This is a genomic window from Nocardia sp. CA-129566 (genome assembly GCF_050956075.1).
Lineage (GTDB): Bacteria > Actinomycetota > Actinomycetes > Mycobacteriales > Mycobacteriaceae > Nocardia.
In genome coordinates this window covers 8451251-8469058 of sequence record NZ_CP192085.1, presented here as the reverse complement: position 1 = coordinate 8469058, position 17808 = coordinate 8451251, and the positions used below count along the sequence as shown (strand labels likewise).

Annotated in this window: 8 protein-coding genes; 4 read left to right on the top strand and 4 right to left on the bottom strand. The window is 67.2% G+C overall.

Annotation, left to right across the window (positions count from 1 at the left end; translation table 11 throughout):
* Nucleotides 1–72 precede the first annotated feature (72 nt).
* The 3 genes from ACQP0C_RS37660 to ACQP0C_RS37650 all read left to right on the top strand — a co-directional run bounded on the left by ACQP0C_RS37660 (nt 73) and on the right by ACQP0C_RS37650 (nt 13705).
* Nucleotides 73–10923: an amino acid adenylation domain-containing protein gene (locus ACQP0C_RS37660; RefSeq protein WP_433727959.1), complete on the top strand. Its 10851-nt coding sequence runs from the start codon at nt 73–75 to the stop codon at nt 10921–10923.
* 274 nt (nt 10924–11197) lie between these two features.
* Complete coding sequence (locus tag ACQP0C_RS37655; protein WP_433734766.1) at nt 11198–12193, top strand: alpha/beta hydrolase; 996 nt, start codon at nt 11198–11200, stop codon at nt 12191–12193.
* A 264-nt stretch (nt 12194–12457) separates the two neighbouring features.
* Nucleotides 12458–13705, top strand: coding sequence for an Nramp family divalent metal transporter (locus ACQP0C_RS37650; protein WP_433727957.1), 1248 nt, complete (start codon nt 12458–12460; stop codon nt 13703–13705).
* Between the two features lie 141 nt (nt 13706–13846).
* Here the strand turns inward: ACQP0C_RS37650 and ACQP0C_RS37645 are convergent, their stop codons facing one another.
* Complete coding sequence (locus ACQP0C_RS37645; RefSeq protein ID WP_433727954.1) at nt 13847–14254, bottom strand: nuclear transport factor 2 family protein; 408 nt, start codon at nt 14252–14254, stop codon at nt 13847–13849.
* A 10-nt stretch (nt 14255–14264) separates the two neighbouring features.
* Nucleotides 14265–15194 carry a zinc-binding dehydrogenase gene (locus tag ACQP0C_RS37640; RefSeq protein WP_433727952.1) on the bottom strand — a complete coding sequence of 310 codons (930 nt, stop codon included), beginning with the start codon at nt 15192–15194 and terminating at the stop codon, nt 14265–14267.
* A gap of 109 nt (nt 15195–15303) precedes the next feature.
* Between ACQP0C_RS37640 and ACQP0C_RS37635 the strand changes: the two genes are divergently transcribed.
* The gene (locus ACQP0C_RS37635; RefSeq protein WP_433727950.1) at nt 15304–15660 is read left to right on the top strand and encodes a winged helix-turn-helix transcriptional regulator; all 357 of its coding nucleotides are present in this window, start codon (nt 15304–15306) and stop codon (nt 15658–15660) included.
* Nucleotides 15661–15735: 75 nt separating this feature from the next.
* On the opposite strand, the gene ACQP0C_RS37630 is transcribed toward ACQP0C_RS37635, so the two are convergent.
* Together ACQP0C_RS37630 and ACQP0C_RS37625 are read right to left on the bottom strand one after the other, a co-directional pair.
* The gene (locus ACQP0C_RS37630) at nt 15736–16761 is read right to left on the bottom strand and encodes an SDR family oxidoreductase (protein WP_433727947.1); all 1026 of its coding nucleotides are present in this window, start codon (nt 16759–16761) and stop codon (nt 15736–15738) included.
* A 90-nt stretch (nt 16762–16851) separates the two neighbouring features.
* A complete protein-coding gene (locus tag ACQP0C_RS37625; RefSeq protein ID WP_433727945.1) occupies nt 16852–17655 on the bottom strand; it encodes an enoyl-CoA hydratase-related protein in 804 nt (267 codons plus the stop codon).
* Nucleotides 17656–17808: the final 153 nt, after the last annotated feature.

The following is a 17808-nucleotide window of genomic DNA, read 5'->3' as shown; positions in this document are numbered from 1 at the left end:
GATTACAGGGTAGGTGAGCTCCTTCATGTTTCGGGTGGTTGGACAACGTCGGCATGAGGAAGCGGTGAGCGCGTGACGCGCCAGGCTCGCGTGCGACCGGCACGGGCACAGCGGACGCGAGTTATCACCCTGCCGCAGTTGATGGCGGCCGCCGTGGAGGCCAATCCCGGCGGCCTCGCCGTCGTATTCGCCGATGCGAACCGCAGTTCCGCGGGGCTGCGGTACGCCGAGTTGGATGAGCGTTCGACCAGGCTGGCCCGGCTGCTCATCGATCGTGGTGTCGGCCCGGAGGATCTGGTCGCCGTCGCCATCCCGAGGTCGGTGGATTCGGTGCTCGCGGTGTGGGCGGTCGCCAAGACCGGTGCCGGATTCGTTCCGGTGGATCCGAACTATCCGGCGGAGCGGGTGGCCCATATGCTGACCGACTCCGGAGTGAGTTTCGGGCTGACGGTCAGTGCGGTCCGCCGCGGCCTACCCGACTATGCCGAATGGCTATTGCTCGACGATGCCGTCACCGCGCAAGGACTGCAGCGGTATCCGGTGGACCGGGTGACCAATCAGGATCGGGTGCGGCCGCTGCACGGCGCGCATCCGGCCTACGTCATCTACACCTCGGGATCGACCGGTGTCCCGAAGGGCGTGGTGGTCACCCACCAGGGGCTATCCGGTTTCTGCGATGAGCAGCGCACCCGGTATCGGGTGACGAGTACCGCGCGGACACTGCATTTCGCGTCGCCGTCCTTCGACGCGTCGGTGCTGGAATTGCTGCTGGCACTCGGTGGCGCGGCCACCATGGTGGTGGTGTCGCCGACCGTCTACGGTGGTGCCGAACTGGCCGCGGTATTGCGGCGCGAGCGGGTGACGCACGCGTTCGTGACGCCCGCGGCACTGGCCTCGGTGGAACCCGAGGGATTGGACGAGCTGCGGGTCGTGGTGACCGGCGGTGAGGCGTGTCCGCCGCAGTTGGTGCGGCGCTGGGTATTACCGATCGCGGGCGGTTTGCTGCGCGAGTTCTTCGACGCCTACGGTCCGACCGAGGCCACCGTCGCCACCAATATCACCGCGCCGATGGTGCCATGGGAGCCGGTCACCCTCGGCCCGCCCATCCATGGCATTACCGCCTATGTGCTCAACGATCGGCTGGTGCCGGTGCCGAACCGGGTGGTCGGCGAGCTATATGTCGCCGGGGCGCAGCTGGCGCGCGGATATCTCGGCCAGCGGGCGCTCACCGCGGCGCGCTTCGTGGCCAATCCGTTCGAACCCGGCACCCGGCTCTACCGCACCGGCGATCTGGTGCGCTGGACCGCGACCGGTGAACTGGAGTATCTGGGCCGCAATGACTCCCAGGTGAAGATTCGCGGTTTCCGCATCGAACTGGCCGAAATCGACGCGGTGCTCGGCTCGTCGCCGAGCGTGGACTTCGCGGTGACCGTCGGGCACGAGCGCGACAGCGGAACCACCGTCCTGGTGTCCTATGTGCACGCGGCGCAGGGGCGCACCATCGATCCGGTGGAGTTGAAGTCGCTGGTCGAGCGGAAATTGCCCGCGCATATGGTGCCCGCCTGCATTACCGTGCTCGACCGAGTGCCATTGACACCGATGGGCAAACTGGACCGGCGGGCATTGCCGGCACCGGTCTTCGAGGCCAAGGTATTCCGCGCGCCCTCGACACCGGTCGAACAGATCGTCGCGGGCACCTTCGGCGATGTGCTCGGTGTCGCGCGCGTCGGCCTGGACGACGACTTCTTCGAGCTGGGCGGCAATTCGCTGCTCGCGACCCAGGTGACCGCGCGGCTGGACGCGGCGTTGGACACCGAATTGGCGGTCCGCGATCTCTTCCACGCCGCGACGGTGGCCGCCTTCGCCGCGGTGGTCGAACGCACCGCCGGATCCGGCCGGGGGCGACCGCGCCTGATCGCGGGGGAGCGGCCGGAGCTGATCCCGCTGTCGCTGGCCCAGCAGCGGTATTGGTTCCTCAACCAGTTCGACACCGAGAGTTCCGCGGTGGACAACATTCCGCTCGCCGTACGGCTCTCGGGTGCGCTGGATATCCGCGCGCTCGGTCTGGCGATCGGGGACGTGCTGACCCGCCACGAGGTGCTGCGAACCACCTATCCGAGCGAGGGCGGGCGGGCGCATCAGGTCGTGCATCCGGTGCCGGAGAACTCCTTCGCGCTGGTGCCGACCGAGGTCACCGAGGACGAATTGGTGCCGCGGATCGTCGAATTCGCCGCCATGACCTTCGATGTCACCATCGAGGTGCCGGTCGCGATCGGACTGTTCCAGATCGCACCGCGTGAGCACGTTGTCGCATTGACGGTGCACCATGTCGCCGCCGACGGTGCCTCGATGGGGCCGCTGGCCCGCGATCTCATGGTCGCCTATGCCGCACGGGTGCAGGGGCAGCCACCACAGTGGGCCGCGCTGCCGGTGCAGTACGCCGACTACGCGCTGTGGGAGCGCGAGGTACTCGGTTCCGAGGACGATCCGCGATCGCTTGCCGCACAGCAGATCGCGTACTGGCAGGACAGACTGGCGCAGCTGCCGGACCAATTGGAGCTGCCAGCGGATCGCCCGCGTCCGCCGGCACAGTCCTTCCAGGGCAGATCGGTCCGATTCGAGATCTCCGCGGATCGGCATGCGCGGCTGCACGCGCTGGCACGGGCCAACCACGCTTCGCTGTTCATGGTCGTGCACGCGGCGCTGGCCGTCCTATTGTCTCGTTTGTCGGGCACCGACGATATCGCCGTCGGCACGCCGATCGCGGGCCGTGGCGAGCGTGAACTCGATGATCTGATCGGCATGTTCGTCAACACCCTGGTGTTCCGTACCCGGGTGCGGCCCGGCGACACCTTCGCCGATCTGCTCGCCGAGGTACGGGAGCGGGATCTGGAGGCGTTCGCGAACGCCGATGTGCCGTTCGAGCGCATTGTCGAGGCCATGAACCCGGTGCGCTCGATCGCCCGCAATCCGCTGTTCCAGGTGGGCCTTTCCTTCCAGAACCTGGCCGACACCACCTTCGAACTGCCCGGACTTTCGGTCGGCGCGGTCGATTTCGACCTGCAGTTGGCCAAGACGGACCTGCACATCTCGCTGGCCGACCGCTACGGCCCGGACGGTGCACCCGCCGGGATCCTGACCGACTTCGGCTATGCCACCGACCTGTTCGACGAGACCACGGTGCAGGGGTTCGCGGATCGGTTCCTGCGGGTGCTCGACGCCGTCATCACCGATGTCTCGGTGCGCGTGGGCGAGATCGAACTGCTGGCCGTCGACGAGAGTTCGCGGATTCTGGCGGACTGGAACGACACCGCGCACACCGTCGATACGACGGCGACCTTGGTATCGCTGTTGGACGCGACGGTGGCGGCGGCACCGGATGCGGTGGCGCTGGTATCGGATCAGCCGGGACGCAAACTCACCTACGCCGAACTCGATGCCCGGGTGAATCGCCTGGCGCGGTATCTGATCCAGCGCGGTGTGCGGCCCGAGGACCGGATCGCGCTGGGCATTCGCCGGTCGATCGATCTGGTCGTCGCCATGTACGCGGTGGCGAAATCCGGTGCCGCCTATGTGCCCATCGATCCGGATCAACCCGCCGAGCGCATCGAATACATCCTGCGGACCGCGCGACCGGTCTGCCTGTTGAACACCGCCTACGACGGATTCCACACCGATGTGGTCGATTCGGTGACGATCGACGATCTCGACCTGTCCCGATATCCGGACACGCCGGTCGCGGAGCGCGAACGCCGTTGGCCACTGCTACCGGGGAATACCGCGTATGTGATCTTCACATCGGGTTCGACCGGGCAGCCGAAGGGGGTCACGGTCTCGCACGCCGCGATCGCCAACCAGTTGCTGTGGGAGACGGCCGAGTTCGGCCTCGGCGCCGATGATGTGGTGCTGCTGAAGACGGTCGCCACCTTCGACCTATCGGTCTGGGAGTTCTGGACGGCGGCGGTCTGCGGGGGCACCCTGGTCATCGCCGCACCCGATGGTCATCGGGATCCGGCCTATCTGGCCGAGCTGACCGCACGCGAGTCGGTGACGACCTTGCATATCGTGCCGTCGATGCTGGACGCCATGTCGACCGGACAGCTGTCCCGATCGCTGCGCCGGGTGCTGGCGATCGGTGAGACGCTGCCCGTTTCGACCGCACAGCGGTTCCGTCAGGACAATGCCGCCGACCTGTTCAATCTGTACGGCCCGACCGAGGCCGCGGTATCGATCACCGGCCATCGGGTGACCGATGCGGATACGGTGTCGGTGCCGATCGGTGCGCCGGAGTGGAACAGCCGTGTCTACGTACTGGATTCGCGTCTGCGTCCGGTGCCGGTGGGCGTCTCCGGAGAGTTGTACCTGGCCGGTGTGCAATTGGCACGTGGCTACTTCGGACGTGCCGATCTGACGGCGGAACGGTTCGTGGCCAATCCGTTCGAGTCCGGCGCGCGCATGTACCGGACCGGCGATCTGGTGGCCTGGAACGAACAGGGCGAGCTGGAGTACCACGGCCGCACCGACTTCCAGGTGAAGATCCGCGGTTTCCGCATCGAACTCGGCGAGATCGAGACCGCCTTGCTCGCCCGGCCCGAGATCGCGCAGGCCGCGGTGGGAGTCACATCCGATCCGCGGATCGGCGATCGGCTGGTGGCCTACCTGGTGCCGGCGACCCCGGTCGAGGTCACCGAGGTCAAGGCGGCACTGGGTGCGGTGCTGCCGTCGTACATGATCCCCAATGCCTTCGTGACGCTGGAAGCGTTGCCCCGCACTGCCAATGGCAAGCTGGACCGCGCCGCGCTACCCGAACCCGAGTTCGAGAACCAGGTCTTCCGCGTGCCGTCGACCCCGATCGAGGAGATCGTGGCCGGCGTCTACGGTGACGTGCTCGGCGTGCAGCGCGTCGGGCGCGACGACGATTTCTTCGATATGGGCGGCAATTCGCTGCTCGCGACGCAGGTCGCGGCGCGGATCGGCGACGCACTCGATACCAAGGTGCTGGTGCGATCGGTCTTCGAGACGCCCACTGTGGCAGGACTGGCCGCCAAGGTCGAGACCCATATCGGATCGGGTCGACGGCGGCCGCTGCTGGCCGGACTGCGGCCGGAGCAGGTGCCGCTATCGCTTGCGCAGCTGCGGATGTGGTTCATCAACCAGTTCGATCCCAGCTCGGCGGCCTACCACATCCCGGCGGCCATCCGGCTCTCCGGCGAGCTGGATGTGACCGCGCTCGGCCTGGCCGTCGAGGATATGGTGGCCCGGCACGAGGTGCTGCGCACCGTCTACCCGCAGACCCCCGACGGCCCGGTGCAGGAGGTGCTCGCCCCGAGCGAGGTGCCGATCGATCTGGTCCCGATTCCGATCGCGGAAGCGGCCGCGGCACAGGAGGTTCGACAGGTCGTCGCGGCGGGCTTCGATGTCACCGTCGAGGTGCCGTTCCGCGCCACCCTGTTCCGGCTCGATACCGGCGATCACATCCTGGTCTTCGTCGCGCATCACATCGGCGCGGACGGCTGGTCGATGGCGCCCCTGGTCCGCGATGTCATGCTCGCCTACTCGGCGCGCAGTGCCGGTGAGCCGCCCGCGTGGGCGCCGCTACCGGTGCAGTACGCGGATTTCAGTGTCTGGCAACGCAATGTGCTCGGCTCCGAGGACGATCCGGACAGCCTGATCTCGGCGCAGGCCGACTTCTGGCGCACCGCGTTGGCCGATCTGCCCGATGAACTCAACCTGCCAACCGATCGACCACGCCCGGCGCTGCGGACCTTCGCTGGCGGACGCACCGAATTCGCGATCGACCCGCAGGTGCATGCCGGTCTGGCGCGGCTGGCGCGCGAACACAACGCCACCATGTTCATGGTGGTGCACGCCGCGCTGTCGGTATTCCTGGCGCGCATGTCCGGCACCGCCGATATCGCCATCGGCACACCGGTGGCCGGTCGCGGCGCCGCCGAACTCGACGACATGATCGGCATGTTCGTCAATACGCTGGTGCTGCGCCTGGACGTGCCCGGTGCGAGCACCTTCGGCGATCTGCTCGTCCGCGCCAAGGAGACCGACCTACACGCCTTCTCCCATGCCGACCTGCCCTTCGAGCGTTTGGTCGAGTTGCTGAATCCGCCCCGCTCAACCGCACGGCATCCGCTGTTCCAGGTGTCGATGTCGTATCTGAATCTGCCGACCAGCACCTTCGAACTGCCCGGATTGCGCGCGGATACCTTCGATTTCGCGGTCGACACCGCGAAATTCGATCTGTCGCTGACCATGTGGGCACCGGGTACCGCCGAGGACAGCCTGCGCGGTGAATTCAACTTCGCGCGGGACCTATTCGACGACGAGACGATCGCGCGTTTCGCGGCGCGGTTCACCCGACTGCTCACCGAAATCGTCGCGCGCCCGGATACTCCGGTGGGTGACCTGCCGCTGCTGGAGGCGGCCGAAGAGCGAGCGCTGACGCCGGTGCGGCGCGGTGCGCCGCCCGCCGTCCAGCTGCTGCCCGACCTGCTGACCAGTGCCGTCGGCGCCGATCCCGAGCATGTCGCGGTGCGGTCCGCCGGTCGCTCGATCACCTACCGCGAACTCGACGAATACTCCTCGCGGCTGGCGCGGGTGCTCATCGATCGCGGCGTCGGACCGGAAAGCCTTGTCGCACTGGCCTTCCCGCGCTCCCTGGAAATGGTCGCCGCCTTCTGGGCGGTCGCCAAGGCCGGTGGCGCGCATGTGCCGATCGACCCCACCTATCCGGCGGAGCGGATCCGGCATATGGTGACCGACTCCGGCGTCGTCCTCGGCATCACCACCTCGACCTACGCGGAGCACTTGCCCAACGGCTCGAGTGGCACCGCCTGGCTGGAGCTCGACGATCCCGCGATCCACACCGCGGTGGCCGGGAAGTCGCCGGCACCGGTCGCCGATGCCGAACGGCTGACGACGCTGCTGCCGCAGCATCCGGCCTACGTGATCTACACCTCCGGCTCGACGGGTGTCCCCAAGGGCGTCACCGTCACCCACGTCGGCGTCGGCGGGGCGGTGGCGTACGCGAGTGCCCTGTTCCAGGTCACGGCGAACCACCGCTTCCTGCATCTGTGCTCGCCGAGCTTCGATCCGTCGGTCCTGGAGTGGCTGTGCACCTTCCACAACGGCGCGACGCTGGTGATCGTGCCGTCCACGATTCTGGGCGGCCCGGATCTGACCGCCCTGCTGCGCACCGAGCGGGTCACCCACGCGATCTTCACCCCGGCCGTACTCGGCACCGTCGATCCGGCCGGTCTGGACGAATTCCGATACCTGACCTGCGGCGGCGATATCACCTCGCCGGAACTGGTCGCCAAATGGCAGCCGGGGCGGCACTTCTTCAACGGCTACGGTCCGACCGAGGCGACCGTCGCCGCGTCGTGGAGCGAGATGATCGCCGGGCAGCGCATCACCATCGGCGCGCCGGTGCCGGGAACGCCGATGCTGGTACTGGATTCGCGGATGCGGCCGGTGCCGCCCGGTGCGGTCGGCGAACTGTATCTCGCGGGCACCGCACTGGCGCGCGGCTACCACGACCGTCCGGTGCTGACCGCGCAGCGCTTCGTCGCCGACCCGTGGGGTCCGCCAGGTGCGCGGATGTATCGCACGGGCGATCTGGTGCGCTGGGTCGGCGAAGCCGAGCAGTGGGAGCTCGAATACATCGGGCGCGCGGACTTCCAGCTGAAGATCCGCGGCTTCCGCATCGAACTCGGTGAGATCGACGCGGTGCTCACCGGCCACGACGACATCGAATTCGCCGTCACCATCGGCCGGGAAACCGCGACGGGGGAAAAGATTCTCGTCGCCTATGTGCGCGCGGCACTCGGACGCACCATCGATACCGCCGAACTCACCGAATACGCGGCGCGCAGTCTGCCGCGGCATATGGTGCCCGCGGCCATCGTTGTGCTCGACGCGGTGCCGGTGACGCCGGTCGGCAAGATCGATCGCGCCGCCCTGCCCGAACCCGAACTGGCCCAACGCCCCTACCTCGCGCCGTCGACGCCGCAGGAACAGGCCGTCGCCGACGTATACGCCGAGGTGCTCGGCCTCGAACGGGTCGGTGCCGATGACGACTTCTTCGCACTCGGCGGCAGTTCGCTGGTCGCGATGCGCGCGGTGGGCAAACTGCGCGAGCTGACCGGTATCGCGGTCCAGGTGCAGTGGTTCTTCACCGATCCCACCGTCGCGGCGCTCACCCAGCGCCTCATGGCGGCCGATGAATCCGGGGACCACGACGACCACGGATTGAATGCCGAAGCCGCCCTCGACGTGGTGCTGCCGATCCGGCACGGCACCGCGGCACCGCTGTTCTGCATCCATCCGATGGCCGGATTGTCCTGGTGCTATACCGGTCTCGGGCAGTATCTGCCCGCGGACACCCCGATCTTCGGTGTGCAGTCGCCCGCACTGTCCGAACCGGATTTCCTGCCGGTTTCGGTGGACGCGATCGCGCGCCGCTACGTCGAGGAGATCCGTGCGGTGCAACCGGACGGTCCCTACCGGCTGCTGGGGTGGTCGCTGGGCGGTTCGCTGGCGCACGCGGTCGCGGTCGAATTGCAGTCCGCCGGTGCCGAAGTCGCATTGCTGGCCATGCTGGACAGCCGCACCGGCGGCAGTATCGCCGACTTCTGGGCGGAGCTGCGCGCGGCCTTCGCCGAGCTCGGCATCGGCCCGGAGCAGTTGGGCGACAGCAATATCCGCAACCTCACCGAAGAGGCCCTCGCGGTCCTGTACGCCAGCATCCCGCCGGAACTGGCCCTGCTGACCCCGCAACGCCTGCGCCAGTGCTACCGCGGCGCGGTGCGCTCGGTGGAGCTCGGCATCAACCATCAGCACAAGGTCTTCCACGGCACGCTCGACTTCTTCAGCGCCACCGGCCACACCGCCGAATCCCGGGCCTGGCGCCCCTATGTCGACGGCACGATCACCGAACATCACATTGCCGCGACCCACGAGCTGATGACAACCCCGGCCGCCTTCGCCGAGATCGGCCCGGTCATCGCCGGATTGCTAGCGTTAAAGTCCCAGCCTCCGGTCGAGGACGACAGCGAGCAGACAGCGATGCCGGTCAACGAGCCAGTTGCCGAAGACGCCACGGCATCAACCGAATCCGACGCATTCGCCGATACCCCCGCGCCGGTCGAACGCGAGTATGCGACCGAATACGAGCGCGTCGGGTCGGTCGATTACGAGCGTGCGGGTTCGGTTGACCGTGAGCGTGCGGAGTCGGTCGATTACGACCGTGCGGGTTCGGTCGGATACGAGCGCGTGGATTCGGTCGATCGTGAGCGTGCGATCGAATACGAGCCCGCGGGATCCGCCAGCGAATACGCCGGATCGGTCGATACCCCGACCGCATCCGAATACGACTACCCGACAACGATTCTTGTCCCGGTACAAGTCGATGCCCCGGCACCGGTCGATGACTCGACGTCGATCGATGACCTGCCGCCCACCGTCGAGGCTCCGGCGCTGGACTTCGACGACGAAGACGACGAAACCGAGGCCGCCGACCGGGCACCCGAGGTCGCCGAGTCCGAACACGTCGCATTCGCGATCGACACGGCGGCACACGATGACCCGTTCGAACTGGCGGTCCCGCACCGACCCGAGGAACCCGACGACCGCCCCGTTCCGCTATCGCTCACCCCGAATGCCGTGCGGCTCTTGGATTACGGAGCCGAACTGCGCGTCATCACCCTCGATATTCCGCCCAACTTCTCACCGGAGGCGGTGCAGTTCGCCGTCGATACGGTGCTGGAACAGCATCCGATGCTCTGGGTTCGCCTGCACCGCTCCGGTCTCGGGCCGGATCCGGTCTTCGAGATTCCGGCCGAGGCCCAGCGCCTCGACGAGGCCTTCCTCGGGCTGGAGTACACCGCCGATCAGACCCCGCCGCCGCTCGACGACGTGGTGCGCGCCGTGGCCACGGAACTGGATCCGGCGCACGGCCGCAATATCCGCTTCGTCCTGGTCGGCGGCCGAGAGGTGCCCTCCACCATGGTGGTGGTCGCCAATGGTCTGGTGGTGGACGACACCTCGTGGCGCACCATCATCGACAAACTGTCGCTGGCGTGGTCGCGCGGCAGGCACCGGACACCCGCCGTGCCCGAGTCCGGGCTCGCCGATCTGCTCGATGTGCTCGCGGAGCGGGCCAGCGGCCCGGCCGCGATCGAGGAAGTGGCGTGGTGGCACCACACCCTGAGCGTGGTCCCCGCGGCCACGGCCGGTGCCACGGGAAAGAATCTGAACTCGCGTCGTCGCATCTCGCTGACCATCACCACCGAGGGCACCGCGGCCATCGTCGCGGCGGCCGCCGCGCACGGCGCGAGCGTCGACGAGGTGCTGCTGACCGCCGTGGCCCTCGCGCGGATCACCTCCGCCGGCGAAACCGTCACCGACGCCATCGGCCCGGTGGTCCGTCTGCTCGCCGACAGCCGGGGGATGGCCGAGACCGATACCCTCGTCGGCGCCTTCACCACCGCCTATCCGCTCCCGATCGGGCTGGAGGGCATCGATATCGAGGAGGCGCTGGTCGGTGGCCACGCGGCGGGTATCGCGATCCAGCAGATCCAGCGGCTCACCGGTGCGGTGCCGTCCTACGGCGTCGGTTACGGGTTGCTGCGCTATCTCAATCCCGATACCGCCGCCGCCCTGACCGCGCTGCCGGTCGGCCGGTGCGCGCTGCGCTATCGGGATCTGCGCCCGGCGCGCGTGCACACCGACGAACCGGCCACCGATCTGCTGCTCGATATCACCGCCGACGCGACCGCCGACGGTCTGCTCGTGCGCTTCGACTACGCGGCCGAGGTGTTCGGTGGCGACGAGGTCAAGACCTTCGCCGAACACTGGATCCGGGCACTCGGCGGGCTGGCCGAACACGGTCAGCGGGTGCGTGCCGGATGAGTTCGCCCGGGTCCGGATCCGAGGCGACCATGATCACATTCCAGCAGCTCAGACACGGTCGAGCAACATTGCGGTAACGATGTCCAGTATTGTCACGACTAAATAGGCCGTATGGTCGGGCATGGTGTCGTTGGCACAGGCCCCGACGGTCTGGGGAAGCCCACCCGTAATCACGATACGAAGTGAAGGTGTGAAATTGATGCGTAGTCTGATCCGGCGTCGCGGCACTCGTGCGGCGGCGGTGATCGCGGCAACCGCGGCATTCGCGGGAGTCATGTCCGGCTTCGGCGCATCCACGGCGACGGCCGACCCGATCATGGATTCGAAGACGCTGCTGGCGAATCCCGTCTCGGCGGACGGCTCGAAGATCACCAAGGCCGAGTACAAGGACGATCGCAGCATCCGCCTGCAGGTCTACTCCGCGGCCATGGACCGCACCTTCCCGGTCGACGTGCAGCGCCCCGCCGACGCCTCGGTGCCGCGCCCGGTCCTGTACCTGCTCAACGGTGCGGGCGGCGGCGAGGACGACGCGTCCTGGGTGGCCAAGACCGACGCGCTGAAGTTCCTCGGCGACAAGAACGTCAATGTGGTCCAGCCGATCGGCGGCAAGTGGAGCTACTACACCGACTGGATCAAGGATGATCCGGTACTCGGCCGCAACAAGTGGAAGACCTTCTTCACCGAGGAGCTGCCGCCGCTGATCGACGGCGCGCTCGGCACCAATGGCACCAATGCCATCGCGGGCCTGTCCACCTCGGGCACCACCGTGCTCGCGCTGCCGATCGCCAAGCCGGGCCTGTACAAGGCCGCCGCCGCCTACAGCGGCTGCGCCCAGACCAGTGATCCGGTCGGCTCGGAGTTCGTCAAGCTGACCGTCGAAACCTGGGGCGGCGGCAATGTCGAGAACATGTGGGGCCCGATCGGTTCGGCGGACTGGAAGGCGAACGATCCCTACGTCAATGCCGAGGGTCTGCGCGGTACCGAGCTCTACATCTCGACCGGCAACGGTCTGCCCGGCCCGTACGACACCCTGAACGGTCAGTACGCCCTCCCCGGCTCCTACGGTCTGGCCAACCAGATCCTGATCGGCGGCATCATCGAGGCGGGCACCAACTACTGCACCAACAATATGAAGACCAAGCTGGATTCGCTCGGCATTCCGGCCACCTTCAACTTCCGCCCCTCCGGCACCCACTCGTGGGGCTACTGGAACGACGAGCTGCACGCCTCCTGGCCCACCCTGGCCCGCGGCCTCGGCCTCGGCCTCTGAGGCAGCCGCCGGGAGATAGTTGCTCGACCCGACCGCCCCGATGTGTTCTACAACACAATCGGGGCGGTCGGTCTTTTTTGTTGGGTTTTCGCGTTCTTACTGTTTTCGCAGGTATATGGGTAGCTCGGCGGATGTGGGTCAGCTCAACTCGTATCGGACCGGCGGCCGCTGGCGTCGCGGTCGCGGCACCCGAGTTCGGCTTGCAGGTTCGGATGAACGGGATCTACTAACCAAAAAGTTCGGTAACCCGTAAAATTCTGTTCTGTGAGTACAACCCTGGTCGAATCGGCGCGTAACGCGACGACCCGGGCGAGATCTGTCAGCGTCTTGCTCGGCCCGGCCTTCGTAGCGGCCATCGCCTATGTCGATCCCGGCAATGTGGCGTCGAATATCAGTGCGGGCGCCGAGTTCGGCTATCTGCTGGTCTGGGTCATTGTGATGGCCAATGTGATGGCCGGGCTGGTGCAGTTCCTCTCCGCGAAGCTGGGGTTGGTCACCGGTATGTCGCTGCCGGAGGCGGTCCGGTCGAAGTCGAGTCGTCCGGTGCGGCTGGCCTATTGGGTCCAGGCCGAGACCGTTGCGATGGCCACCGACCTGGCCGAGGTGGTCGGCGGCGCGATCGCGTTGAAGCTGCTGTTCGATCTGCCGCTGCTGGTCGGCGGGCTGATCACCGGTGTGGTCTCGATGGCGCTGCTGCTCGTGCAGAATCACCGCGGGCAGAAGCCGTTCGAGCGGGTGATCACGGGTCTGCTCGCCGTCATCGCCGTCGGCTTCCTGGCCAGCGTGGTGATTTCACCGCCGTCGGTCCCCGGCACCGTCGGCGGTCTGCTGCCGCGCTTCCAGGGTTCGGAGAGCGTGCTGCTCGCGGCCGCCATGATCGGCGCGACCGTCATGCCGCACGCGGTCTACCTGCACTCCGGACTGGCCCGCGACCGCCACGGTCAACCCGAGGTCGGGCCGATCCGCACCCGGCTACTGCGGATCACCCGGTATGACGTCGGACTGGCCATGGTGCTCGCGGGCACGGTCAATCTGGCCATGCTGCTGATGGCCGCGAATACCCTGCGCGGCCGCGAGCATGTCGACACCCTCGAGGGCGCGCATGCCGCCGTCGGCGATGCGCTCGGCCCCGTCGCCGCGCTGCTGCTGGCGATCGGCCTGCTGGCCTCGGGCCTGGCATCGACCTCGGTCGGCGCGTATGCGGGCGCGATGATCATGGAAGGCCTACTGCGCCGCAAGATTCCCCTGCTGGCCCGCCGTCTGGTCACGCTGGTCCCGGCCATCATCATCCTGGCGGTCGGCATCGATCCCACCCGCGCGCTGATCGTTTCGCAGGTGGTGCTCTCGTTCGGGATTCCGTTCGCGCTGATCCCGCTGGTCCGTTTCACCAGCGACCGCGTCCTGATGGGCAATGATGTGAATCACCGAGTGACCACTGGCCTCGCCTGGTTGGTCGCCATCATCATCAGCTTGCTGAATGTGGCACTGATCTACTTGACCATCACCGGCTAGTGCATCCCGATGCGTTGCTCCAGTAACGACCCTGCGCATACTGTCCCCGCGCTTGTTTTCATGCCGCCCACCTTCTCGTCCCGCGATTCCGTGCGCGACATGTCCATCGATGCGCGGGAACAGCCTGAGGGCGAGGGCGGCCTAGGCGAACAGCGTGCGCTGAGCATAGGCGGTGTCGAAATACTCACGGGCTTCGGCGATTTTGCCGTCTTGGACGCGGAACACGATCGCCACATTGTTGACGTACTGCTCGCCTGCCTCGGTGGTCGCGCGGGTGGTCCATTCGGCTACCGCCTGCGCGCCGTCAGCCAGCACGGTCCGCACCTCCTGCGCGATCGGCTGGGACAGATCCATCCGCTCGACCATCTGCGCGACGAATTGCCCGAAGATCTCCTCCGGTCCGGTCCAGGTCCGCGCGGTCGGCAGCTCGCCGAACAGAGTCCAGGTCGATTCCGGTGTGAAGAAGGCGGCGGCGCGCTCGGCATCGCCGGATCCGAGCGCCTCGATATAGGCCAGGATCGTGGCACGGGTCTGCTCGGTGCTCGACATGGTCGCTCCTTCAGGCGTCGATGGTGAGGATCGCGTTGCCGCGGATCCGGCGGTTGTTCAAATCGGTGAGCACGCTCGCCGTTTCGGCCCAGTCGGCGACCCTACCGATCTCCGGATGCAGGCCGCCCTGCGCCGTCAGATCCACCAGGACGCGCAGATCTTCGGCATCCGTGGTGTCGGCGACCCAGTGCGGGAAATGCTTCAGCGTGAACGGGCTGACCGTGAGGTATTCGAAGAAGCTGAGCCGGATCGGTCGCAGACTCGCCTGGCCGAACCACAGCACCGTGCCGCCGGGCGCGATCCGGGCCAGCGCGTCCGCGAAGACATCGCCGCCGACCGATTCGAAGATCACCTCGAAGGGCCCTTCCGCATCGGCGACATCATGGATGACGGCAGCGCCGAGTTCGGCCAGTCGGGCGCCGCGCTCGGGGGAGGCCGCGACCGCCGTCACCGCAATGCCTGCGGCCGTTGCCAATTCGACGAGATAATGGCCGACCCCACCGGATGCGCCGGTGATCAGCGCCTTCTTACCGGCCGTGGCCTCGACGTGGCGGAGCAGACGCAGCGCGGTCAAACCCGCGAGCGGCAGCGCGGCCGCGGTAGTGGTCGGCACCGCGTCGGGCAGTTCGACCACTGCGGATGTCGGCACCGGCACCCGCTCGGCCCAGCCGCCGCCCTCGGCATGACCGACCACGCGGGTTCCGACGGCGGGCCCCGAGCCGTCGGCGGCGGCCGCGACCACGCGGCCGACCACATCCTGTCCCATAACCGTGCCCGGCGCGGTCGGGGTGCCGTAGGCCCCGGTCATGGCGAGGATTTCGCCACGGTTCACCGAGAATGCCTCGACCTGGATGACCGCGGCGTCGTTGGCGGGCGTGGGTTCGGGGGTCTCGGCGAATCGCACCAAGGTCCGATCACCGGTTGCGGCAAGGGCTTTCATCTGAATTCCTCCTGGTCGTTGCGATGAAAACGACACTAAGAGGGTTGGTATCCAGGTGAAAGAAGGCAGTAATTAGTGGTATAGGTACCTGGTGGATACCAACGATCCCATGGCATACGACGTCTTCAACCTGAACTGCCCGTCCCGTGCGGTTTTCGACCGGCTCGGTGAACGCTGGACCGGACTGGTGCTGCTGGCCCTGAAACCGGGCACCCTGCGCTTCTCGGAGTTGCGCAGGCAGGTGCAGGGCATCACGCAGAAGATGTTGACCCAGACCCTGCGCGCTCTGGAACGCGACGGCATGGTGTCGCGCACGGTCTATCCGACCGTACCGGTCACCGTCGAATACACCCTCACCCCGCTCGGCCACAGCCTCAGCGCCGCGGTCGATGTACTGCGGACCTGGGCCATCGAGCACATCGACGAAATCAATACGGCCCGAGCGGAATACGCCGCAGTCAGCTAGCTCATCACTCGACCCGAGGGAGCGAGTCTTACGAGCGACGTTCGCGGCGCCGCAGGCGCTGCAAATTAAACACGGTCAGACCCAGTTCTCGATCCAGTACTTCCAGATCAGCGGGGCGTAGGCGGCCAGCGGCGGCACCTTGATATCGGTGCCGGCCAGTGCGGCGGTGGCGTTGCGGCAGTCGAACCAGCAGCTGAATTCGCTGTGCTCCAACACATCCTGGGGCACACCGACGCGGGGGAGCAGCCAACTCGTACCGGGGATGCGCAGCACCATCTCGAGAGCGCGCTTGGGCATCACCTCGACCAGATGCGGCGCACCGGCCTCATCGGCGAACAGATTCAGTGCCTCGGCGGCGCTGTGCCGCCGCGGATCGACCAGATGGTAGGTGCTGGCGGTCGAGTCGGGCTGGTGCGCAAGGTGATCCAGGGCGCGGGCCACGAAATCGACCGGAACCATATTGGTTTCCCCCAGCTTCGGCACCAGTACCGGCAGAATCCTGGGCAGCTGCGCGGCCATCCGCAGCAGTCGGAAGAAGTAGTAGGGCCCGTCGATCCGGTCGATCTCGCCGGTGCGCGAATGTCCGATCACGATCGGGGGCCGATAGATGCGCCAGCCGATGCCGGACTCGCGCACGATCTTCTCGGCCTCGAATGTGGCCCGCTGCATCGGCGAGGTCAGCATCTGGCCGACGTCGAACATGTCCTCGGCGAACAGGCCCTCGAATCCGCCCGCCACATCCACCGTCGACATATGGTGCAGCAGCCCGGCTGTCAGCTCCTCGGCGACATCGATGACATTGCGGGTGCCGCCGCCCCGTTCGGTGAGGTCATAGCTGGACGCCAGATGGAAGATATGGTCGATCGAGCCCCGGTGCTCGGCGAGCCAGCCCGGATCGATGCCGAGCCGAGGCGCGCCGAGATCCCCGCGCACCGGCCGTACCCGATCCGCACCCATCCACTCTCGGGCACAGCAGGTGTACCGGTCCGCCGAATCGATGCCCGGCCGTACCAGCACATGAATATCACCCTCGCGTTTCAGCAGCTCGGGGACAAGAAAACGACCGATAAACCCAGTTGCTCCGGTAACCAGGTAAGCCATAGCGGATCAACATAGTCGCTCGTTCGGGCGCGGCTGTGCCCGGGATCACTTGCCCGCCTCCTCGAGCCCCCGCGGAACTGGTCGGCGCGATCAGTCCGCGAAGACCGGCTTGCGCTTGGTGAGCATGGCGGTCGCGCCTTCGATGAAGTCGGGGGACTTCAGCAGTTCGCTCTGGCCGGACTTTTCCGCGGCGAGTGAGCCGTCGAGCGCCGACAGGGTCGCGGCGTTGAGCGCCTGCTTGGTGAGTTCGAGCGCGCGGCGCGGGCCAGCGGCGATCTTGGCGGCCGCCGCCTCGACCAAGGCGTCGAGTTCGTCCTCGGGGACCACGGCGGTGAACATCCCGGCCGCCTTGGCCGCCGGCGCGGGCAGCCGCTCGCCGAGCAGCGCCATCTCCGCGGCCAGCGCGCGTCCGGCCGCCGCCGCGACCATGGTGGCCGCGCCGCCGTCGGGCATCAGGCCGATATTGATGAAGGCGAGCAGCAGGTAGGAGTCCTCGGCGGCGTAGACCAGATCGGCGGCGAGCGCGAGGCCGACACCGACACCGGCGGCCGCGCCCTTGATCCGGGCGATGACCGGAATCGGAGCGTCCACAATGGCTTTCACGAGCCGGTTGGCCGCGTCCATCACCATGTCCGACGATATGCCGCGCTGCGCTTCCGACGCGGTTGCGGCAAGATCGGCTCCCGTGCAGAAGTCGCCGCCCTCACCGGTCAGTACGATCACCCGCACCGAGCGGTCCGTGGCGGCGGCCAGGAAGGTGTCACCGAGGGCGACCATCGTGTCGTAGTCGATGGCGTTCTTCCGCTTCGGCTTGGTGATCGTTACGCGCAGCACCTTGCCGTCGTGGACGGCGCTGAAGCCCGCGGTGGTGGTCGCGGAATCGGGGTCGCTCATGTGCTGCTCCTGGTCTGGAATTCGGCGGGTGCTGGGTTTTCCCAGGGACCCACGATCGCTACGGCCGACCATGAATGGTGGTTAACTTTGCGAATTGTGGTTAACTTAGGATGATTTGTCCGGCGCTGTCAACCGGCGGCGCCGCCGCAGAAC

Coding starts and splice junctions, on each gene's coding strand:
- ACQP0C_RS37635 (WP_433727950.1), top strand. CDS start 15,304: ATGGCATACGACGTCTTCAACCTGAACTGCCCGTCCCGTGCGGTTTTC.
- ACQP0C_RS37640 (WP_433727952.1), bottom strand. CDS start 15,194: ATGAAAGCCCTTGCCGCAACCGGTGATCGGACCTTGGTGCGATTCGCC.
- ACQP0C_RS37645 (WP_433727954.1), bottom strand. CDS start 14,254: ATGTCGAGCACCGAGCAGACCCGTGCCACGATCCTGGCCTATATCGAG.
- ACQP0C_RS37655 (WP_433734766.1), top strand. CDS start 11,198: ATGTCCGGCTTCGGCGCATCCACGGCGACGGCCGACCCGATCATGGAT.
- ACQP0C_RS37625 (WP_433727945.1), bottom strand. CDS start 17,655: ATGAGCGACCCCGATTCCGCGACCACCACCGCGGGCTTCAGCGCCGTC.
- ACQP0C_RS37630 (WP_433727947.1), bottom strand. CDS start 16,761: ATGGCTTACCTGGTTACCGGAGCAACTGGGTTTATCGGTCGTTTTCTT.